We start from the raw sequence: 20,437 nt of genomic DNA on the forward strand, positions 1-20,437 counted from the left end.
CATTCACGCGCGGGCCGGGTAGTAGGCGGCCCACGCCTCGTCACCCATGCGCAGCATGCGCACGCCGATCCAGCCGAGCGCGACGACCGGCACGGTCCAGAAGATCACGGTGAGGGGCCCGTACGAGACCGTGAAGGAGCCCACGTAGCCGGCGGCGACCAGCGCCGGCGCCCACCAGCCGACGAACCCCGCCCGCCAGACGGCGGCGACGAGCACGGGCAGCCCGAGGAAGCCGAGGAACATCCACGGCAGCTGGAAGCCGAACGTGACGCCCGGCAGGCCGAGCATCTCGTCGAGGATGCGCTGCGCCTCCTCCGGCGGGTGGCGCTGGCCCAGCCACCATTCCACCGGGTCGCTGAGCAGCAGCCCGGACAGCGACAGGTAGCCGATCACCGTGCTCGCGCCCGCGACGTGGCCGAGCGTGACGGCCTTGCGCCGGGTGAGGTGGACCAGCCCGAACGCGGCCACGGCCATGAGCATCCAGCTCCAGTGGTAGAGCACGGACTGGGTCTGGGCGAGGGCCGGGTTGTCGCCGAAGCTGACCGCCTCGCGGTCGTCGCCCCACGTACCGGGGTCGACGACGACGGCCACGGCCTGGAGCAGCGGCGCGACGATCAGCAGCAGGCCCGCCGAGACGCGCCTGAAGGTCACTTGGTCGTTGAGCATGCCGCGAACGTTAGGCAGCGCGGGCACGGACGGTCGTCAGCCTGCGGGCGGATCGCCCCTCAGCCGGGCGGCGGAGCGTTCACACGGCGGTGTAGCGGTCGCGGGCCTGGCCCTGGAGGTGGCCCGGCGGGAGCCTGCGGCCGTAGGCGAGCAGCAGGAGGTCCTGGGCGGCGCCGCTGAGCGGGGTGCCGGCGCCGAAGGACCAGTCGAGGTCGGTGGCGCGCAGCTCGACGCCGGCCAGGTCGGCGCCGAAGAACCTGGTGGTCCTGGGGGTGACCTGGCCGAGGAGCACACGCAGGCGCTCCTCGGGGACGGCGCGTTCCAGGCCGAGGGCGACGGTGATGTCGAGGCCGTGGACCACGTCGTGCCCGAGCGCCGCGGCCACGCCGCCGACGGGCGGCTTCCACGGGTGGTGCGCGTTGTCCCTGAGCGCCGCCGCGAGCTGCGCGGTGGACAGGGCGGCGGCGTCCTTGCGGGCGCACCGGTCGGTCATCCGGTTCAGGTTGCCTCCGGCCTTGACGAGCTCCAGCGCCATCCTGGGCAGCGGGTAGCGGAAGCCGAGCGACATGTGGGCCGCGACCTCGCGCACCCGCCATCCGGCGCACAGCGTGGGCTCGTCCCACTGTCCGGGCGAGAGGCCGTCCAGCATGTCCGCCAGCTCCCGGCGTTCGGCCGCGATGGCCGCCCTGATGTCCATAGGTCCGTTCCCCCTGGTTATCGACTCCTAATGAGATTACTGTAATAATCGGATTATGAGAATGACAAGGGCGGAGACGAAGGAGCGCAACCGGCGCGCCCTGCTCGACGCCGCGCGCCGGATCGTCGCCAGGGACGGCCACCGCGCCAAGCTGGAGGAGATCGCCGAGCAGGCCGGGCTCACCACCGGGGCCGTCTACTCGCTGTTCGGCAGCAAGAACGGCCTGCTGGTCGCGCTGGCCACCGACTACCTCGACCCCGAGTACGAGGACCTGGCCCGCGCCTTCCCGCCCGACCTGGACCTCGCCGGGACGGTCGACGCCTTCGCCCGCCACCACCGCCGCCTGTGCGACGACCCCGAGGCGCGGCAGCGGCTCTCGTTCGAGCTCAGCCTCCAGGATCTCGGGCTGCGCGAGCCCGCCCTGCGCCCCAAGCTCGCCGAGGCCGTACGCCTCCAGGAGGAGCGCCTGGTGGCCCTGCTGGCGGGCAGGACGCACGACGGCGCCCGGATCACCGAGCGGCAGGCGCGGCGCCTGAAGACGGCGCTGAGAGGGCTGCTGACGGGGCTGAGCCAGGGCGTCGTGCTCGGCCTGGCCGACACGACCCCGGAGCCGTACTTCGCCGCCGCCGCCCGCGCCCTGCTCACCCCGGAGGTGCTGGGCCCGCCGTGAGCTCAGCCCTCGTAGCCGTCGTAGTCGCCCCAGCCGCCGGCCTCCATCAGCTCCCGCCAGGTGGGCCAGCGCTGCCCGGTCGCCTGGCGGACGAGCTCACCGGGCATGGTGTACGGCGGCGCCTTCTGCGGCTTGGCGGCCGCCTGGCCCACGATCGCGTCGTGGAGCACGGCGGCGGCGTGCAGCCGGGGCAGCACGGCGTGGATCCGGTCGGCGTAGCCCGGCGGCAGGGCCGGCCCGTCGGGCCCGAGATCGTACCCGGACCCGGCCGCGACCAGGGCGATCTCCGGCCGCTTGCGCGCGGCGAGCTGCGGGTGCAGGTGGAGGGCGATCGCGTCCCAGACGACCTCGACCCGCTCCGGCGCGACGCCCTGCTCGGCGAGGAACCCGGCGGCCAGGTCGGCGCCGTCGAGGTCGAAGCGCTGGTCGCCGTCGCCACGCTCGCTCAGCCCGGCGTCGTGCAGCACGCAGCCGAGCAGCAGCAGCTCGTCGTCGTAGTCCTGGCCGGGCCGCAGCCCCTGCTGCTCGCCGAGGAAGCGCCCGTAGAGGTAGGCGCGCATGCAGTGGTTGAAGATCGGGCGCGCCACCAGGTCGCGGGCGAAGCGGACGGCGTTCAGGGTCAGCCCGGTCCAGGGGAAGGTCAGGTTCCCGTACGTGTCGAGCACGTCAGCCTCCTTGGGGGTCGGTGCGCCGGATGTGCCGGAGTACGAGCAGGCCGCCGATGCCGGGGACCGCGGCGCGCCAGCGGGTGGCGGTCGAGGCCACGGCGGGCGACAGGATGGTGGTCACCAGGACGGTGAGGTAGGCCGAGCCGTGCAGCGGGCCGCCGAGCGACGTGATCGCGTCGTGGTGCACGGTGAAGACGTTGGTGAGGAGGACCACCAGGCTGACGGCCTCGACGGCGGCGGCGATCCGGAGCGCGAGCAGCACGGTCACGCACCCCCGCCGGCGCCGGGGCGCACGATCATCATGACGACGACGGCGGCCCACAGCAGGTTGTAGACGCCGGCGAGCATGGACAGCGGGCGCAGCCGGTCGCGGTCGCCGGGGGTGGCGAGCGCGTCGCGCTGGCGGGGGTAGATCTGCAGGGCCAGCAGGATGCCGGCCGCGGCGGTGAGGATCATCGAGAGCGTGATCCAGATCTCGCCGCTGCGCCCCTGGGCGAAGGCGAGCACCAGCCCGGCGGCGGGCACCACGAGGCCCAGGAGGCTGTAGCCGCGGGTGATGCGGTGCAGCGCGACGGCCACGGCACGGCTGCGATCCTCCGGCGGCGGCGCCGGCGAGCCCGCGCCCGCCGCCACGGGCACGGCGACCGGCACGTAGCGGGGGAACAGGCTGGTGGCGACCGCCGAGCCGCCGATGAACACGATGGCGGCCAGCACGTGCACGGACAGCAGGAAATCTTCCATGAGCTCTCCTCAGGGACCTTCAGGTTGCCTGAAACTTAGCAGACAACCTTCAGGGTCCCTGAAGGAGGGCCCGGAGTGATGGAGGAGAGGACCGGAAGGAGGGCCCGGAGTGACGGAGGAGAGGACCTGAAGGAGGGCCCGGAGTGACGGAGGAGAGGACCTGAAGGAGGGCCCGGAGTGACGAAGGAGAGGTCCCGAAGGAGGGGCCGGAGTGGCGGAGGGACCGTGCTGTCGGCGGAGGCGCCGGGGGTCAGGCCAGGCCGGAGAACGCGGCGCGTACGGCGTCGCCGACCTGCCGCTGGATCGGGTCGGCCGCGGGCCCGAACATCCGCTCGTCGACCTCCTGCACCGCCGCCCGCGCCGCCCGCAGCAGGCGGGCGCCGTCGGCGGTGAGCTCGATGGCGGAGGCGGACCCGGCGCGGGCCGTCGTGTCGCGCACCAGCCCGGCCCCGGCCAGCGCCTTGACCGCCCCGTGGACGCTCTGGACGGTGATGCCGGACATCCGGGCCAGGTCGCTGAACGACACCCCGGGCATGGCGGAGATGTGGCCGAGCAGCCCGAGCCTGCTGACGGTGAGGTCGAGCGGCGCGAGGGCGGCGTTGAGCTCGGTCTCGATCCGCCGCGCCAGGGTGAGCACCACGATGGAGGTGCTGCTCACGGGAGTCGCGGGGCGGGAGTCGTTCTCGGTGCTCACCCGTCCAGTCTCCCGCACCCCGCCCGCGGCGCCGGACGGCGGGAGACGAGCCGGCCTGTAGGCCGGGTTCTGTCCTCCGGCCCCGTGACCGGGGACGGAGGGGCGACCATCCATCTAGGGCCGCCGTTGCCGGCGGCCTCAAGCGGTCTACCCGCGCGCCTCGGGCGGGCAGCCCTCGGACGGCGCGCGCGGGCCGCTCCGGAGAGCGACCCTTCTTGACCTTGCTCCAGGTGGGGTTTACCGAGCCGCCCACGTCACCGTGGGCGCTGGTGGTCTCTTACACCACCGTTTCACCCTTACCGCCCGGAAAACCGGGAGGCGGTTTGCTTTCTGTGGCACTGTCCCGCGGGTCACCCCGGGTCGGCGTTACCGACCACCCTGCCCTGTGGAGCCCGGACCTTCCTCGGCGGGCCCGTGCGGGCCCGACGCGGCCGCCCGGCCGGCTCGTCTGTGGGTGAGGCTATCAGCTACAAGCCAACCGCAAGCAAATAGCAAGATCGAGGCGATGGGATGGGACCCGTCACCGCCTGAGGGGGGCGGAGGCACCGGTGGTCGTGCCGGGTGTTCTGGCGGCGCCCGGCACGACCGGAACCGGTCAGCGCAGGTGGGACGTGTCGTTGAACGACTTCACCACGGCCTGGCCGTCGAGGTAGTGCTCGATGAGCGACAGGCAGGCCACGTCCAGGTGCATGCGGTAGAGGGCCGCGGGGGGCGCCGTGAGGGCCAGGCGCAGCAGGGTCTTGATCGGGGTCACGTGGGAGACCACCAGGACGGTACGGCCCTCGTAGGCCTCCATGAGCCGCCGCTGGGCGCGCTCGACGCGGTCGGCCACGGCGGTGAAGCTCTCGCCGCCGGGCGGCGGGGTGGCGGGGTCGGCGAGCCAGGCGGTGAGCTCGTCCGGCCAGCGGCGCCCCACCTCGGTGAACGTCAGCCCCTCCCAGGCGCCGAAATCGACCTCCCGCAGGTCGTCGTCCACCTCGACGCTCAGGCCGGTGCGCCCGGCCACGGCCTCGGCCGTCTGGCGGGCGCGGGTGAGCGGGGAGCTCACGACGGCGTCGAGCCGGTACGGGTCGCGGGAGAGCCGGACGGCGGCCGCCTCGGCCTGGGCGTGGCCGTTGGGCGTGAGCTCGGCGTCGCCGAGACCGGAGAAGCGGCGCTCCACCGACAGCGGGGTCTCGCCGTGCCGGAGCAGGAGCAGGGAGGTGGCCACGCGGGTGGGCGGGGCCCAGCCGGTGCCCGGCGCGCTCTCCTGAGCGGCCACGGAGGCGGCCACGGAGGCGGCCACGGAGGCGGCGGGGGCGGACAGGTCGAGCAGATCGGTCTGCTCCACCAGCGGCGGGCGGTGCTCGCCGGTCGCCGGCGGGGCGGTGGCGCCCGCGGTGGAGCCGCCCGCCGACCAGGCCAGGCCCTTGGCGGCGGCGTCCATGGCCTCGTTGGCCAGCCGGTCGGCGTGGGCGTTGTGGGCGCGCGGGATCCACGTCCACTCGGTGATCCGCAGCCGCCGGGCCAGCTTGCCCGCCTCGAGCGCCAGCGGGCGCAGGCCCTCGTTCTTGATCTTCCAGCGGCCGGCCATCTGCTCGATGACGAGCTTGGAGTCCATCCGGACCGCCACCCGCGCCCCGTCGCCGGCCAGCGACAGCACGGTCTGCAGGCCGGCGATGAGGCCCCGGTATTCAGCCACGTTGTTGGTCGTGACGCCGATCGCCTCGGCCGCCTCGGCCAGCACCTGCCCGTCGGCGGCGTCCTTGACGACGGCGCCGTAACCGGCGGGGCCCGGGTTGCCGCGCGAGCCGCCGTCGGCCTCGATGAGGTAGGAGGTCACAGGCCCGACTCTGGGGTGCGGACGAGGATCCGGCGGCACTCGTCGCAGCGCAGCACCTCGTCGTGCGGGGCGGCCTTGATGCGGTTCATCTCGGCGATGGACAGCGCCACCTTGCATCCCTGGCAGCGGCCGCCGTGCAGCATGGCGGCGCCGACGCCGTACTGGGCCTTGAGCTTGTCGTAGAGGGCCAGCAGGTCGGCGGGGATCTCGCCGGAGAGTGCGTCGCGGCGGCCCTGCACCTCGTCGGTCTCCTTGCCGATGTCGCCGAGCGCGGCGTCGCGGCCGGCCTCGGCGGCGGTCAGGCCGGCGGCCACCTCGTCACGCTGGGTCACCAGGTCGCGGACGCGGGCGTCGGCGGCCTCGCGGCGCTCCATGATCTCCAGCACGACCTCCTCCAGGTCGCTCTGGCGGCGCTGCAGCGAAGCGATCTCCGACTGCAGGCTCGCCAGGTCGCGCGGGGAGGTGACGGCGCCGGAGTCGAGGCGCTTCTGGTCGCGGTCGGCGCGGGCGCGGACGGTGTCGACGTCGCTCTCGGCCTTGGCCTGCTCGCGTGCCAGGTCGCCCGCCTCGGTCTCGGCCTCGATCACCTCGGTGGCGAGCTTGGCGAACCGCTTGGACCGCTCGTCGATCTCGGCCAGCTCCGGCAGGGTGCGGCGGCGGTGGGCCAGCCGGTCGAGCTGGGAGTCGAGCGCGGCCAGATCGAGAAGTCTCTTCTGGGCCTCGGGGGCTGCTTTCATGATCAATATCCTCGTGTCCAAGCATCGGTGACCGCGGCGGAGACGCGCGTCTCAACGTTAACGCCACCGGCGGCCAGGATGGACGCGGCGCCGTCGAGCCACGGCCATTCGGTGGCCCAGTGGGCGGCGTCGATCAGCGCGGGCCCGCCCGCCTCCATGAACTCGCTGGCGGGGTGGTGGCGGAGGTCGGCGGTGAGGAACACGTCCGCCCCGGCGGCGCGCGCGTCGGCCAGCAGCGAGTCGCCCGCTCCCCCGCTGACGGCGACCCTCGAGACGGGGCGGCTCACGTCGCCGGCGACGCGGATGCCCCACGAGGTGGCGGGCAGCCCGGCGGCGGCGCGGGCGGCGAACTCGCCGAGCGTGGTCTCCTCCGGCAGGTCGCCGACGCGGCCGAGCCCGCACGCGGGGTCGTCGGGCAGCGGCCGCAGCGGCGTCAGGCCGCCGGTGAGGCCGACGGCGCGGGCCAGCGCGTCGGAGACGCCCGGGTTGGCCACGTCGGCGTTGGTGTGGGCGGTGTAGAGGGCGATGTCGTGCTTGATCAGGGTGTGGATCAGCCGGCCCTTGGGGGTGGTCGCGGCGACGCTGGTGGTGCCGCGCAGATAGAGGGGGTGGTGGGTGACGATCAGGTCGGCGCCCCACTCCAGCGCCTCGTCGGCGACGGCGGCGACCGGGTCGACCGCGAACAGCACCCGCCCCACCGGCTGGGCGGGATCGCCGCAGACCAGGCCCACGGCGTCCCAGGACTCGGCCCGGGCGGGCGGGTAGGCCGCCTCGAGCACGTCGATCACGTCAGTCAGCGTCACAGCAGCCACCTGGGAAGACTATCGGGATCTACGGCCGGACGAGGAGCGCGGGGCTGGGCGGGGCATCCCTTCGGGCGTAATGTAAGTGGATCCTGACTCGGGCGGAGGACGCATGACACCGAAGGTCGCGATCATCGGGGCGGGGTTCGGCGGGCTGTGCATGGCGATCCGGCTGGAGAAGGCCGGGATCGGCTCCTACACGGTGTTCGAGAAGGCGGGCGCGCTCGGCGGCACGTGGCGCGACAACAGCTATCCGGGGGCGGGCTGCGACATCCCGTCGCACCTGTACTCGTACTCGTTCGAGAAGTACGCGAGCTGGACCCGCAGATACCCGGAACAGCCCGAGATCCTGGCCTATTTAGAACACTGCGCCGACAAGTACGACGTCAGGCGGAAAATCAGGTTCGGCGCCGAGGTCACCGACGCCGCCTTCGACGGCTCCCGCTGGCAGGTCACCGCAGGCGGCGAGAGCGAGGCGTTCGACGTCGTCGTGATGAGCGTCGGCCAGCTCAACCGCCCCCGGCTGCCCGAGATCCCCGGCATGGACGACTTCGAGGGCGCCGCCTTCCACTCCGCCCGCTGGGACCACGGCCACGACCTGACCGGCAGGCGGGTCGCGGTGATCGGCAGCGGCTCGTCGGCGGCACAGCTCATACCCCGGGTGGCCGAGCGCGCCGAGCGGCTGACCGTGTTCCAGCGCACGCCGAACTGGGTGATCCCCAAGCCCGACGCCGAGTTCGGCACGGCGGCCAGGCTGGCGTTCCGGTTCGTGCCGGGGCTCCAGCGCGCCTACCGGGAGTGGATCTTCCGCTACGCCGAGGCCGCACTCTACCCCGCGCTCGCCGGCGGCTGGAGCCGCGACCTGCTGCGCAGGCGGGCCCTGGGCCACCTGCGCGACCAGGTGCCCGACCCGGAGCTGCGCGCCAAGCTCACGCCCGATCACCCGCCCGGCTGCAAGCGGGTGATCATCGACAGCTCGTTCTACCCGGCGCTGTGCCGCGCCGGCGTGGACGTGGTGACCGACCCGATCTCCCGCATCACGCCCAAGGGCGTCGAGACGGCCGCCACCGCGTACGAGGCCGACACGATCGTCTACGCGACCGGTTTCCGCGCCACCGAGTTCCTGGCGCCGATCCGGGTGACGGGCCGGGCCGGGCGCGAGCTGGCCGAGCAGTGGGCCGGCGGCCCGGAGGCGTACCTGGGCATCTCGGTGCCGCACTTCCCGAACCTGTTCCTGCTGTACGGGCCCCACACGAACCTGGGGCACAACTCGATCGTGTTCATGCTCGAATGCCAGGTGGCGCACGTCATGGCGTGCCTGCCGCACCTGTCGGGCGGGCGGCGGCTGGAGGTGCGCCCGGAGGCGATGGCGGCCTGGCGCGCCCAGCTCGACGCGTCGATGGCCCGCATGGTGTGGGGCGCCGGCTGCCGGAGCTGGTACAAGGACGCCGAAGGCCGCGTCACCAACAACTGGCCGGGCCCGGCGCCGCTCTATCGCCGCCTGACGGCCCGGCCGCCGCGCACGGCCTACCGGCAGGTGTGAGCGTCCAACGCGCGCCGCGATTTCCGTACGATGCCACATGGCACCGGCATGGCCGGGGCGGTAGCGTCCCTCGCATGACGACCTCCCTGCATCAGCGCGCGCTCGTCGCGGACACCCACAACGACCTGCTCATGGCCGTCTCGGCGCGCCCGCCGGAGCGGTGGGCGGACTTCTTCCGCGAGCGCTGGCTGCCGCAGCTCGTCGCGGGCGGCGTGAACCTCCAGGTGCTGCCCGTCTTCATCGACGACCAGTACCGGCCGGAGGGCGCGCTGCGCCAGACGCTGCGCATGATCGAGTGCGCCCACGTGATCGCCGAGGGCAACCCGGAGCACGTCCGGCTCTGCCGTGACGCGGCGGAGATCGACGCCGCGCTCGACGCCGGCCTGATCGCCCTCGTGCTGGCGCTGGAGAGCATGCCGGGCCTGGACGCGAGCGTGGAGCTGATCTCCACGGTGCGCCGGCTGGGCGTGCGGGTGGCCTCGATCGCGCACTGGGGCCGCACCCCGCTGGCCGACGGCAGCGGCGAGGACGCCACCGGCAGCGGGCTCACCTCGCACGGCGTGGCGGCGCTGCGCGAGATGGAGCGGCTCGGCGTCGTCTTCGACGTCTCCCACCTGGGCGCCTCCGGCGTCGCGCACGTGCTGGAGCTGACCGCCAAGCCGCTCATCGCGACGCACTCCTCGGCCCGCGCGCTGCGTGACCACCACCGCAACCTCACCGACGAGCAGCTGCGCGCCGTGGCGGCCACGGGCGGCGTGGTGTGCGTGAACTTCTTCGCGCCGTTCCTCACCGAGCGCGAGCACGAGGCGACCCTCGACCACCTGCTCGACCACATCGAGCACGTCGCCTCGGTGGCCGGGATCGACCACGTCGGCCTGGGTCCCGACTTCATCCGCGAGGTGATGGACGACCTGACCCCGCCCTGCTGCGAGGACCTGCAGCTCAGGGGCGTCGACACGCGGGCGGCCATCCCCGGTCTGGAGGGGCCGTCGGGGCTGCCGATGGTCACCGAGGGCCTGCTCGGGCGCGGCGTGCCGGAGAAGGACGTGCTGAAGATCCTCGGCGGCAACGTGCACCGGCTCTTCACCGAGCTGCTCGTGTGACAGGCGGGCGCGAGCACGGGTACGACCAGGGTGTGACCACTGAGGGTGTGACCGACCTGACCGGCGAGGACCTGGCGGCCGGGGCCGCCGCGCGGAGCGGGGTGGCCATCCGCGAGCTGCACGCGATGGCCGAGTTCCGGCAGGCGCTGCGGCTGTTCGACGACATCTGGCATCCCGACCCGGGCAACGTGCCGGTGCCGCTGGAGCTGATGATCGCCTTCGCGCACGCGGGCGGCTACGTGGCGGGCGCCTACGAGGACGACGTGCTCGTGGGCGCGTCGGTCGGCTTCCTGGCGGCCGGGCGCGCCCTGCACTCGCACGTCACCGGCGCGCTGGTCGGGCGCGGCGTCGGCTACGCGCTCAAGCTGCACCAGCGCGCCTGGTGCCTGCGGCGCGGGCTGGACCGCATCACCTGGACGTTCGATCCGCTGGTGCGCAGGAACGCCCGGTTCAATTTGGCCAAGCTGGGCGCGCGGCCCGAGGCGTACCTGGAGAGCTTCTACGGCGCGATGGCCGACGCGATCAACGAGGGCGACGACTCCGACCGGCTGCTGGCGGTGTGGCACCTGACCCGGCCGCCGGGCGGCGGCCGGGCCGCGCCCGGGGCGGCGCGGCTGCTGGACGCGGTGGGCGAGCGGCCGGTCGTCACCGACGCGGAGGGGCCGGTGGTGCTGGTGGCCACGCCGGACGACGTGGAGACGCTGCGCCGCGCCGACCCGGGCGCGGCCCGGGAGTGGCGGCTGGCGACGCGCCGGGTGCTCGGCGGGCTGCTCGCCGGGGGCGCCCTCGTCACCGGGTTCACCGACGACGGGGATTACGTGGTCGAGCGGGGGTAACAAGCTGTCGAAAGCCGCGTAAAGCGCGGCGATCAGGACTGCAGCAAGGAGCTCCGCATGACGGACTTCACCCCCACCGTGCCCACGCGGGTCCTGCCTCCCGTCACCGTCCGCGACCTTCCCGAACCGCCCCGCTCGACCTGGCGCGTCATCGGCCCCGGCCTGGTCGGCGCCGGGGTCGGGCTGGCCTCCGGCGAGTTCATCCTCTGGCCGTACATCGCCTCCCAGGTCGGCCTGGTCTTCCTGTGGGGGGCGGCGATCGGCATCATCACGCAGTGGTTCCTCAACATGGAGATCGAGCGCTACACGCTGGCCACCGGCGAGACGGCGCTCACCGGGTTCAGCCGGATGTGGCGGCACTGGGGCCTGGTGTTCGTGCTCATGACGCTCTGCGCGAACCTGTGGCCCGGCTGGGTCACCACGTCGGCGACGATGGTGACGTACCTGACCGGCACCGGCGCGGAGAGCGTGCGCTGGATCGCGGTCGGCATGCTGGCGGTGATCGCGCTCGGGCTGACGCTCGCGCCGGTGATCTACACCGCGCTGGAGCGGGTGATCTTCGTGAAGATCGCCCTGGTCGTCACGCTGATCGTCGTCGCGATCCTGTTCGCGATCAACGCCGAGAGCTGGGTCGAGCTCGGCCGTGGCCTGACGGTGAACGCCGGGTTCCCCGCCGACGACCTGGGGTTCGCGCTGGTGATGGGCGCCATCGCCTACGCCGGCGCGGGCGGCGGCCAGAACCTGTGCCAGAGCAACTGGATCCGCGACAAGGGCTTCGGCATGGGCGCGTACGTGCCCCGCCTGGTCAGCCCGGTCACCGGGCAGGAGGAGGCGGCCTCGTCCACCGGCTACCAGTTCGCGCCGACGAAGGCGAACCTGGAGCGCTGGCGGCAGTGGTGGCGCTTCGCCAACGTGGAGCAGGGCGCCACGTTCGCGCTGGTGTCGTTCCTGACGATCGCGTTCATGTCGATGCTGGCCTACTCGACGGTGTTCGGCCGGGAGGGGCTGGCCAACAGCATCGACTTCCTGCGGATCGAGGGCCAGGTGCTGCAGGAGGTCGTCGGGCCCTGGTTCGGCGTGCTGTTCTGGCTGATCGGCGCGCTGGCGCTGTTCGCCTCGGCGATGGGCATCGTCGACTACACCTCGCGGCTGGCCTCCGACACGATCAAGACCGTCTACCTGCGCGAGCGGGCCGTGTCGGTGAACCGCGTCTACTTCTACGTCGTGTGGGCGATGGCGCTGGTCGGCGCCGCGATCCTGCTTCTGGGCTTCGACCAGCCGCTCATCCTGCTGGTGGTGTCGGGCAGCGTCGCGGCCGTGATGATGTTCGTCTACTCGATCCTGCTCATCGTGCTGAACCGGGGCGCGCTGCCCGACGCCATCAAGGTGCGCTCCTACCGGCTCGGCGCGCTGGTCTGGTCGGTGGCGTTCTTCGGCGGGCTGACCGTGCTGACGCTGATCGAGCAGGGACGCAAGCTGTTCGGCGGCTGACGCGGAAGCGACCCTTCCGCGATCGGCGGCAGACTGGTCGGCATGCTGGAAACCTCGGCCCGCCTGCTCAAGCTGCTGTCGCTGCTCCAGGCGCACAGGGAGTGGACCGGCCCCGAGCTGTCACGGCGGCTCGGGGTCTCCACCAGGACCATCCGCAACGACGTGGAGCGGCTGCGCACGCTCGGCTACCCGGTGCACGCCACCCCGGGCGTGGCCGGCGGCTACCGGCTCGGCGCGGGCGCCGCGCTGCCCCCGCTGCTGCTCGACGACGAGGAGGCGGTGGCCGTGGCCGTCGGGCTCGGCCGGGCGGCGGGCGGCGGCGTCGAGGGCATCGAGGAGTCGTCGGTGCGCGCGCTGGCCAAGCTGGAGCAGGTGCTGCCGTCGCGGCTGCGGCACCGGGTCAGCGCGCTGAACTCCTACACCGTGCAGATCCCCGGCGCCGCCCCGTCGGTGCCGCCCGGCGTGCTGACCACGATCGCGAACGCGGCCCGCGACCGCGAACGGCTCCGCTTCGGCTACACCGGGCACGACGGCGCCGAGAGCGAGCGCGACGCGGAGCCGTACCGGCTGGTGCACCGCCGGGGCCGCTGGTACCTGCTCGGCTACGACGTGGGCCGCGACGGCTGGCGGACCTACCGGGTGGACCGGCTCACGCCGCGCACGCCGGGCGGGCCCCGGTTCACGCCGCGCGAGCTGCCGGAGGACGGCGACGTGGCCGCGTTCGTGGAGCGGGCCGTCAGCACGGCCATGTGGCGCCACCGGGGCACGGTGCTGGTGCACGCCCCCGCCGAGCGGGTGCGGGAGCTGGGCGCGACCGCCGGGCTGGACGTCGAGCCGGTCGACGACGCCACCTGCCTGCTCCGGCTGGGCGGCGACGACCTGACCGGGATGGCCGTCTGGGTGGGCTTCCTCGGCCTGGACTTCGAGGTGCTCGACCCGCCTGAGCTGGCGGAGGTCGTACGGGAGCTGTCAGAGCGCTACCGGCGCGCGGTCAGCGGGCGGTAGGACGGCGGTCAGCCCCCGCGCGCATCGTGAGGTCATGACAATCACGCAAATCGCGGGCGGCAGGGGCGACTTCCAGACCGTGCACCACCTGACCGTCGGCGGTTCCCAGGAGGAGATCGGCAGGCGGCTGACCGAGGAGGCGCGGCGGCTCGGCTGGCAGCCGCAGCGGATCGACCCGGTGGTGAGCCGGGCCCGCCGCACCTGGTTCGAGCGGCACTGGCCGCAGCATCACGCCCGCATGGACGGCGCGGCGCAGGCGCTCGGCCTCGACCCCGAGCAGGACGAGCTGGCGCTGGACGGCCTGAGCGTGATCCCGGGCGGGTCGGGCTGCTCGGCGCTGTGGTGCCCGCCGTCGGCGGCCACCGACGGGCACGGCAGGGCGGGCCGCAACTACGACTTCTTCACGCTGACGACCAGCGAGTTCATGGGCCGGGAAAGCACGCCAGGCGAGCTGCCGATCGCCTCGCGCCCGTACGTGATCACCACGGTCCCGGACGAGGGCCTGGCCTCGACCGTGATCACGATGAACGAGCTGGACGGCTGCATGGACGGCATCAACGAGGCCGGGCTGGCGGTGATGCTGCTCATCGCCGACATCGAGAACACGACGCCGCCGGAGGCGGCCGACCCGCAGGTCGGGCTCGGCAGCGTGCAGCTCCCCCGGTTCCTCGTCGACACCTGCGAGAACGTCGAGCAGGCCAAGCAGGCGCTGCTCGGCGCCAAGCACTACGACCACGGCGCCCCGCTGCACTACCTGGTCGCCGACGCGCGCGGCGGCGCGTTCGTGTGGGAGCGCGGCCGGGACGGCACCGAGCACGTGATCGAGGTCGGCGACGGGCCGCTGTGCGTCACCAACCACCTGCTGCACCGCAACCCCGACCCGATGAACCTGCCGCAGGACGGCGAGGCGAGCTTCGGCACGTACGGCAGGCTGCGCACGCTGTACGAGCGGAGCAAGGGCGTGCTCATGTCGCCGGACGACCTGCGCGCGAGCCTGGCCGCGGTGGCCGTGCCTGCGGGCACGGAGGGGCCCTGGCGCACGACCTGGACCACCGTGTTCGACACGCACGACCGCACCCTGTCGACCCGCTTCTACCTGGGCGACGAGGCCGGCTACAGCGAGGAGCTGGTGTTCACTCCCCGTCCAGGTAGGACTGCCTGACCTTCGAGCGTGACAGCTTGCCGGTGGGCGTGCGCGGCAGGCTGTCGCGGTAGGCGATCACCTTCGGGTGCTTGAACCTGGCGATGCGCGGGCCGCAGTGCTCCAGCAGCTCGGCGGTGAGCCCGGGGCCCGGCGTGACCCCTTCGGCGGGCTCGACGAGGGCGACCACGTTGTGGCCCCACTCCTCGTCGGGGACGCCGATGACGGCCACGTCGGCCACCGCCGGATGCTCCAGCAGCGCGGCCTCGACCTCGGCCGGGTAGATGTTGACCCCGCCCGACACGATGAGGTCGGTCCGCCGGTCGCACAGGAACAGGAAGCCGTCCTTGTCCAGGTAGCCGATGTCGCCCGGGGTGTACCAGTCGCCGCGCATGCTGGCGGCGGTCTTGGCCGGGTCCTTGCGGTACTCGAACGAGCCGAGGCTCGACCTGACGTAGACGAGGCCGGGCTCGCCGGGCGGCAGCTCGTTCCCGTCGTCGTCGAGGACGCGCGCCTCGAACGTGGGCGCGGGCCTGCCGACGGTGCCGGGCCTGGCCAGCCAGTCGTGCGGCTTGACGGCGAAGGCGATCGCCGACTCGGTGGAGCCGTAGTACTCGTAGAGCACCGGCCCCCACCAGTCCATGATCTGCTGCTTGACCGCGACGGGGCAGGCGGCGGCGGTGTGGATGACCTGCTGGAGGCTGGACACGTCGTAGCGGTCGCGGACCTCCTGCGGCAGTTGCAGCATCCGGTGGAACATCGTGGGCACCATCATCGCGTTCGTCACCCGGTGCCGCCCGATCAGCTCCAGCACGGTCTCCGGCCCGAACTTCGGCGCGATCACCACCGTGTGCCCCAGGTGCAGCGCGAACTGCGTGTGGGCGCACGGCGCGGAGTGGTACATCGGCGAGGTCACCAGGTGGACGCCGTCGCCCGGCCGCAGGTCGACGACCTCGCCGAGGAACCACGTGTAGAGCGGCACGACGGCCTCGGGCTCGGCGCCGGGCAGGGGGCGCTGCACGCCCTTGGGGAAGCCGGTGGTGCCGGAGGTGTACCACATGACCGCCCCGGCCGCCCGCTCGCCGGGCGCGCCCGATGGCTGCCCTGCGGCCAGCCCCGCCGTCCCCTCCTCCGCCGTCACGACCAGCCTGGCGTCGCAGTCTTCGACGATGTACGCGATCTCCGCCTCGGTCAGGTGCCAGTTGACCGGCACGTAGTAGAGGCCGATCTGCCCGGTCGCCATCAGCATGACGACGGCGTCCAGGCCGTTGGGCAGCACGCCCGCCACCACGTCGCCGCCGCCGAGGCCGCGCTCGCGCAGCCCGTGGGACACCTGGTTGACCAGGGCGAGCAGCTCCCCGTAGGTGGTGCGGGCGCCGTCGGGGCCGATGACGGCGAGCCGGGCGGGGTCGGCCTGGGCGATGGCGTAGAAGCCGGGCAGGGCGCTGACGTCCATCACAGCTCCAGCAGGCGGGCGAGCCTGGCCCGGTGCTCGCGCGGCGGCCCCAGCAGCACCTCGTCCGTCTTGGCGCGCTTGTAGTACAGGTGCGCGTCGTGCTCCCAGGTGTAGCCGATGCCGCCGTGCAGCAGCAGGTGGTCGCGGGCCACCTCGAAGCAGGCGCGGCCCACGTACGCCTGGGCGAGCGCGGCGGCCTCCGGCAGCTCGCCGGGCGACTCGTCGGCGGCCCAGGCGGCGTAGCGGACGATCGACTCGGCCTGCTCCAGCTTGCCGTGCATGTCGGCGAGCTTGTGCTTGACGCCCTGGTAGGAGCCGATGTAGCGGCCGAAGGCGACCCGCGCCTTGGCGTAGGCGACGATGGCGTCGAGCGCGGCGCGCATCACGCCGAGCTGCTCGGCGGCCAGCGCGACGGCCAGCCGGTCGGCGACGCCGGCGGCGTCCGGGAGGGGGCCGAGCACCCGGGCGGCGGCCGCCGTGAGCTCGACGCGGGCCTGGCCGCGCGTGAGGTCGAGGGTCTCCAGCGGCGTCCGCGTGACGCCCGGCCCGTCGAGCGTGACGGCCGTCAGGACGGCGCCCCCGTCCGTCGTCGCGGGCACCAGCAGCACGTCCGCGTCCATGCCGGACAGCACCTGCGGCAGCGTGCCGGTGAGCGCGCCGTCGCGCAGCGGGATCGCGGCCCCGGGCAGGACGAGGGCGGCGGCGATCCGGCCTTCGGCGATGCCGGTCAGCAGCTCCTTGTCGGGCGTGCCGGCCAGCGCGATCGCGGCGAACGTCGTGGCCAGGAACGGGCCGGGCAGCAGCGCCGCGCCCGTCTCCTCCAGGGCGACGGCCAGGTCGGCGAACCCGGCGCCGGCGCCGCCGTACTCCTCGCCGACGATCAGGCCCGCCAGGCCGAGCTCGCCGTTGAGTCGCGCGTAGACGGCGGGGTCGTAGCCCTCGCGGGCCTTGGGCAGCGGCGAGGCGGCGGCCAGGAACGCGCGGACGGCGGCGCGCAGCTCCTGCTGCTCCTGGCTGAGTACGAGCTTCACGCCTGCGTCCCCACCTTCAGGTCCTTGAACGGCACGGTCTTGTCCACCCGGGGCTCCGGCGGCAGGCCGAGCACCCGGTCGCCGACGATGTTGCGCATGATCTCGTTGGTGCCGCCGCCGAGCGCCATGCCGGGGGCGGCGGCGAGCGTGAAGCCGAGCGGGTGGTCGCCGACGACCGACTCGGGGCCGGTCAGGCGGGTGGCCAGGTCGGCCTGGAACAGGTAGAGCTCGGCCAGCAGCAGCTTGGCGGCGCTGCCCCGGGCGCCGGGGAACTGCCCGGCGCTGGTCTCCTGGGCCAGCCGCTGGTTGAACAGCGCCAGCGCGCGGGTGCGGATGTGCAGCTCGACGAGCTCGTCGCGGACCAGCGGGTCGCTGGTGTCGAGGGTGCGGCGCAGCGCCTCCAGCGAGGCGGGGTTGTCACGCTGACCGCTCATGCCGACGCCGGCGGAGATCGACAGCCGCTCGTGCAGCAGGGTCGTGACGGCGACGCTCCAGCCGTCGTTCACCTCGCCGATGCGGTGCTCGTCGGGGATGTGCACGTCGTCGAAGAAGATCTCGTTGAAGTTGGCGCGGCCGCTCATGTCGCGCAGCGGCCGGACGGTGACGCCCGGGTGGCGCATGTCCACCACGAACATCGTCAGGCCCCGGTGCTTGGGCACGTCCACGTCGGTGCGGGCGAGCAGCAGCCCCCAGTCGGCGTGCTGGGCCACCGACGTCCACACCTTCTGCCCGTTGACCACCCAGCCGTCGCCGTCGCGCACGGCCCGCGTCTGGAGGGCGGCCACGTCGCTGCCGGCGCCCGGCTCGGAGAAGAGCTGGCACCAGATCTCCTCGCCGCGCAGCAGCGGGCGCAGGAAGCGCTCGCGCTGCTCGTCGGTGCCCCGGTCGACGATCGTCGGGCCGGTCATGCCCAGGCCGATCGAGAAGACGTAGGTGGGCAGCGTGAAGTCCTTGGCCTCGGCGGCGAACGCCCGCTCCTCCGCCTGGGTCAGTCCCTGGCCGCCCCACCGCTCCGGCCACGTGATGCCGGAGTAGCCGGCGTCGTGCAGCCGGGCCATGAAGTCCTTCGCCCGGGCGATCGGGTCGCCGCCGGGTTCGTCGTCCGATGGTGCGTTCTCCCGCAGCCAGTCCCTGGCCGCACGCCGGTAATCAGCGAGGTTCACAGCGAGATTCACATCGACTCCTCGGCAATCAGTGCTCACTTACTCTAACCAGCGCGCGGCGGGGCGTACAGAGCATTGATCTGGAGGCGTTTTAGGGGGATTTGTCGTTGAATCTCCGCTAATTAGCATTGCCGTGACCTACTGTGATCACCTGATTACCGGAGGGGGAGGTGTGATCACGCGGTTCGGCGGCTCCATGCGCAGGCGGCTGGCACTGTTCGCCAGCTTGGCCATGGCGCTGATCTGCGTCGTGGTCAACTCCTTCGTGCTGTACGCGCTCTACAACGCGACCGTCGAGTACAAGCGCGTCGAGGTCGTCGACTACGCGCTGCACGTCGTCCACATGATCAAGCGGAACCGGCTGCCCGACAGGATCAGCTCCGGGATGGACGGCGTCCAGGTCGTCGACGCCTCCGGCCGGGTGATCGCCGCCGGCGAGCACCTCACCGGGGCGCCGCGCATCAGCCACCTGTCGCCGCACGCCAACAGCGTCAACCACGTCGACGTCATCTGCGACGTGCCCGCGCTGCCTGACGGCTGCCAGATGCTGGCCGTCTTCCGCGTCTACCAGCCCGAGGGCGACTGGCTGGTGTACGTCAGCGACGCCACCGTCCCCTGGTACGTCACGCCGCAGGTGCCGCTCTACCTGTTCGGGCTTTCGGCCGGGCTGGTGACCCTGACCTGGCTCGGCGTGTCCCGGGTGGTGGCCAGGACGCTCGCGCCGGTGGACCGGATCCGCGCCAAGCTCGCCGAGGTCAGCGCCACGCGCAGCGGCATGCGGGTGCCGGTGCCGGAGACCGACGACGAGATCCGCGACCTGGCCCTGACCGCCAACCAGACGCTCGACCGGCTGGAGGAGGCCGCCGAGCAGCAGCGCCGCTTCGCCTCCGACGCCTCCCACGACCTGCGCAGCCCCATCACCGCCATGCGCGCCCAGGTGGAGGAGGCGATGCTGCACCCGCACGACGCCGACTGGCCGCAGACCGGCGAGGCGCTGCTGGCCAGCCTGGACCGGCTGCAGGCGATCGTCAGCGACCTGCTGACGCTGGCCAAGCTGGACGCGGGCGAGCCGCCCCGGCTGGAGCCGGTGGACCTGGGCGAGCTGGTCACCGCCGAGACCCGCAGGCCGCGCGCGCACCGGGTGGTCGTCACCGTCCAGCCCGGCGTGGTCGTCACCGGCGACCGGCTGCGCCTGGCCCGCCTGCTCACCAACCTGCTCGACAACGCCGACCGCCACGCCGAGTGCACGGTCATCGTCACCGTCAGGAAGGACGGCCAGGCGCTGCTGGAGGTGCTGGACGACGGCGCCGGCATCGCGCCGGACAAGCGGGAGATGGTCTTCAACCGGTTCACCCGGCTGGACGCCTCGCGCAGCCGTGACGCGGGCGGCACCGGGCTGGGGCTGCCGATCGCGCGGGAGATCGCCGCCGCCCATCACGGAACGCTCACGATCGAGGATTCGGAGACCGGCGCTCGGTTCGTTCTGCGCCTTCCGCTCCGGGAAACGTAATGCTCGTCCTTTTTGTCCCTACGAATACCTCTGAGCGTTGATTAAAGTAACCGGCTGTGACTCCAGGTTTTAGCCGGTTACGGCGCGAAGATTTGCTGAAGACCGCCTGCGAAGTGATCGCCGCACAAGGATTCGGGCATACGAGGACAGTCGACATCGCCCGGGCCGCGGGGGTCAGCCAGGCGCTGCTCTTCTACCACTTCGAGACGAAGGACGGGCTGTTCGCCCAGGCCTTCGCCTACGCCGCCCGGCGGCACCTGGACGCCCTGGCCGGAGTGGAACGCTCCCCCCGGCCGCCGCTCGACCGGCTGCGCGCCCTGCTGCGGCTCTGCTCCCCCGGCGGCTCCCCCGAAGGCTGGCGGCTGTGGATCGACGCCTGGGCCGAGTCGATGCGCAGCAAGGACCTGGAGGAGACCTCCCGGCGCCTCGACGTGCAGGGCAGGCTCGTGATGCGCGGCATCATCGAGGCCGGCGTCGCCTCCGGCGACTTCACCTGCGACGACCCCGACGACGCCACCTGGCGCATCTTCGCGCTGAGCGACGGGCTGGCGATCCAGCTGAACGTGCACGGCAGGGTCCTGTCGCGCCGCCGCGCCAGCCGGCTCGTCCGCACCGCCGCCGCCCGCGAGCTGGGGCTGACCGCCGAGGACCTGTGACCTG

The 20,437-nt window shown here is 73.0% G+C and carries 21 protein-coding genes and 1 other RNA gene; 9 read left to right on the top strand and 13 right to left on the bottom strand.

Features of this window, described 5'->3' with window-relative positions:
• Positions 1-3: 3 nt before the first annotated feature.
• Positions 4-666, bottom strand: coding sequence for a hypothetical protein (locus tag ACWDXC_RS10965; protein ID WP_364169368.1), 663 nt, complete (start codon positions 664-666; stop codon positions 4-6).
• A gap of 79 nt (positions 667-745) precedes the next feature.
• Positions 746-1,363 (bottom strand): maleylpyruvate isomerase family mycothiol-dependent enzyme, encoded by a 618-nt coding sequence (locus ACWDXC_RS10970; RefSeq protein WP_219517181.1) that lies wholly within the window; start codon positions 1,361-1,363, stop codon positions 746-748.
• Positions 1,364-1,418: 55 nt separating this feature from the next.
• On the opposite strand from ACWDXC_RS10970, the gene ACWDXC_RS10975 reads away from it, so the two are divergent.
• Positions 1,419-2,033, top strand: coding sequence for a TetR/AcrR family transcriptional regulator (locus tag ACWDXC_RS10975; RefSeq protein WP_449980520.1), 615 nt, complete (start codon positions 1,419-1,421; stop codon positions 2,031-2,033).
• Between the two features lie 2 nt (positions 2,034-2,035).
• Here the strand turns inward: ACWDXC_RS10975 and ACWDXC_RS10980 are convergent, their stop codons facing one another.
• From ACWDXC_RS10980 to ACWDXC_RS11015, 8 genes are all read right to left on the bottom strand, one after another.
• Positions 2,036-2,698 (bottom strand): HD domain-containing protein, encoded by a 663-nt coding sequence (locus tag ACWDXC_RS10980; RefSeq protein WP_375072115.1) that lies wholly within the window; start codon positions 2,696-2,698, stop codon positions 2,036-2,038.
• A 1-nt stretch (position 2,699) separates the two neighbouring features.
• Positions 2,700-2,963 carry a hypothetical protein gene (locus ACWDXC_RS10985; protein ID WP_308126156.1) on the bottom strand — a complete coding sequence of 88 codons (264 nt, stop codon included), beginning with the start codon at positions 2,961-2,963 and terminating at the stop codon, positions 2,700-2,702.
• Between the two features lie 2 nt (positions 2,964-2,965).
• Positions 2,966-3,442: a hypothetical protein gene (locus tag ACWDXC_RS10990; RefSeq protein ID WP_449980524.1), complete on the bottom strand. Its 477-nt coding sequence runs from the start codon at positions 3,440-3,442 to the stop codon at positions 2,966-2,968.
• A gap of 250 nt (positions 3,443-3,692) precedes the next feature.
• Positions 3,693-4,136, bottom strand: a complete 444-nt coding sequence (locus ACWDXC_RS10995; RefSeq protein ID WP_375072114.1) for a MarR family winged helix-turn-helix transcriptional regulator — start codon at positions 4,134-4,136, stop codon at positions 3,693-3,695.
• Between the two features lie 42 nt (positions 4,137-4,178).
• An RNA gene (gene rnpB, locus ACWDXC_RS11000) (RNase P RNA component class A) lies at positions 4,179-4,583 on the bottom strand.
• A 148-nt stretch (positions 4,584-4,731) separates the two neighbouring features.
• Entirely contained in the window at positions 4,732-5,958 is a 1,227-nt protein-coding gene (locus ACWDXC_RS11005) for a bifunctional RNase H/acid phosphatase (RefSeq protein WP_449980527.1), read from the bottom strand.
• Positions 5,955-6,695, bottom strand: coding sequence for a zinc ribbon domain-containing protein (locus tag ACWDXC_RS11010; RefSeq protein ID WP_449980530.1), 741 nt, complete (start codon positions 6,693-6,695; stop codon positions 5,955-5,957). Before ACWDXC_RS11010 ends, ACWDXC_RS11005 begins: the two co-directional genes overlap by 4 nt.
• A gap of 2 nt (positions 6,696-6,697) precedes the next feature.
• Positions 6,698-7,498 carry a Nif3-like dinuclear metal center hexameric protein gene (locus ACWDXC_RS11015; RefSeq protein ID WP_449980533.1) on the bottom strand — a complete coding sequence of 267 codons (801 nt, stop codon included), beginning with the start codon at positions 7,496-7,498 and terminating at the stop codon, positions 6,698-6,700.
• Between the two features lie 112 nt (positions 7,499-7,610).
• Here ACWDXC_RS11015 and ACWDXC_RS11020 point away from each other — a divergent pair, with 112 nt between their 5' ends.
• The 6 genes from ACWDXC_RS11020 (at position 7,611) to ACWDXC_RS11045 (ending at position 14,638) form a co-directional block, all read left to right on the top strand.
• Complete coding sequence (locus tag ACWDXC_RS11020; RefSeq protein WP_449980536.1) at positions 7,611-9,041, top strand: flavin-containing monooxygenase; 1,431 nt, start codon at positions 7,611-7,613, stop codon at positions 9,039-9,041.
• 74 nt (positions 9,042-9,115) lie between these two features.
• A complete protein-coding gene (locus tag ACWDXC_RS11025) occupies positions 9,116-10,144 on the top strand; it encodes a dipeptidase (protein WP_449980539.1) in 1,029 nt (342 codons plus the stop codon).
• A gap of 125 nt (positions 10,145-10,269) precedes the next feature.
• Positions 10,270-10,980 (top strand): GNAT family N-acetyltransferase, encoded by a 711-nt coding sequence (locus ACWDXC_RS11030; RefSeq protein ID WP_449981024.1) that lies wholly within the window; start codon positions 10,270-10,272, stop codon positions 10,978-10,980.
• Positions 10,981-11,037: 57 nt separating this feature from the next.
• Complete coding sequence (locus ACWDXC_RS11035) at positions 11,038-12,471, top strand: Nramp family divalent metal transporter (protein ID WP_449980542.1); 1,434 nt, start codon at positions 11,038-11,040, stop codon at positions 12,469-12,471.
• Between the two features lie 42 nt (positions 12,472-12,513).
• On the top strand, positions 12,514-13,476 hold the full coding sequence (locus tag ACWDXC_RS11040; RefSeq protein WP_449980545.1) for a helix-turn-helix transcriptional regulator: 963 nt from the start codon (positions 12,514-12,516) through the stop codon (positions 13,474-13,476).
• A gap of 34 nt (positions 13,477-13,510) precedes the next feature.
• Complete coding sequence (locus ACWDXC_RS11045) at positions 13,511-14,638, top strand: C45 family autoproteolytic acyltransferase/hydolase (protein ID WP_449980548.1); 1,128 nt, start codon at positions 13,511-13,513, stop codon at positions 14,636-14,638.
• On the opposite strand, the gene ACWDXC_RS11050 is transcribed toward ACWDXC_RS11045, so the two are convergent.
• The 3 genes from ACWDXC_RS11050 to ACWDXC_RS11060 are packed head-to-tail and all read right to left on the bottom strand — an operon-like array spanning position 14,610 to position 18,279.
• Positions 14,610-16,073 (bottom strand): AMP-binding protein, encoded by a 1,464-nt coding sequence (locus ACWDXC_RS11050; protein ID WP_449980551.1) that lies wholly within the window; start codon positions 16,071-16,073, stop codon positions 14,610-14,612. The genes ACWDXC_RS11045 and ACWDXC_RS11050 overlap by 29 nt on opposite strands.
• Entirely contained in the window at positions 16,073-17,104 is a 1,032-nt protein-coding gene (locus ACWDXC_RS11055; RefSeq protein WP_449980553.1) for an acyl-CoA dehydrogenase family protein, read from the bottom strand. The genes ACWDXC_RS11050 and ACWDXC_RS11055 overlap by 1 nt, the downstream gene beginning before the upstream one ends.
• Positions 17,101-18,279, bottom strand: coding sequence for an acyl-CoA dehydrogenase family protein (locus ACWDXC_RS11060; RefSeq protein ID WP_449980555.1), 1,179 nt, complete (start codon positions 18,277-18,279; stop codon positions 17,101-17,103). The genes ACWDXC_RS11055 and ACWDXC_RS11060 overlap by 4 nt, the downstream gene beginning before the upstream one ends.
• Positions 18,280-18,439: 160 nt before the next feature.
• On the opposite strand from ACWDXC_RS11060, the gene ACWDXC_RS11065 reads away from it, so the two are divergent.
• Complete coding sequence (locus ACWDXC_RS11065) at positions 18,440-19,777, top strand: sensor histidine kinase (RefSeq protein WP_449980557.1); 1,338 nt, start codon at positions 18,440-18,442, stop codon at positions 19,775-19,777.
• A gap of 56 nt (positions 19,778-19,833) precedes the next feature.
• A complete protein-coding gene (locus ACWDXC_RS11070) occupies positions 19,834-20,433 on the top strand; it encodes a TetR/AcrR family transcriptional regulator (RefSeq protein ID WP_219518216.1) in 600 nt (199 codons plus the stop codon).
• The last annotated feature ends 4 nt before the right edge of the window (positions 20,434-20,437 follow it).

This window comes from Nonomuraea sp. NPDC003214 (genome assembly GCF_053590035.1).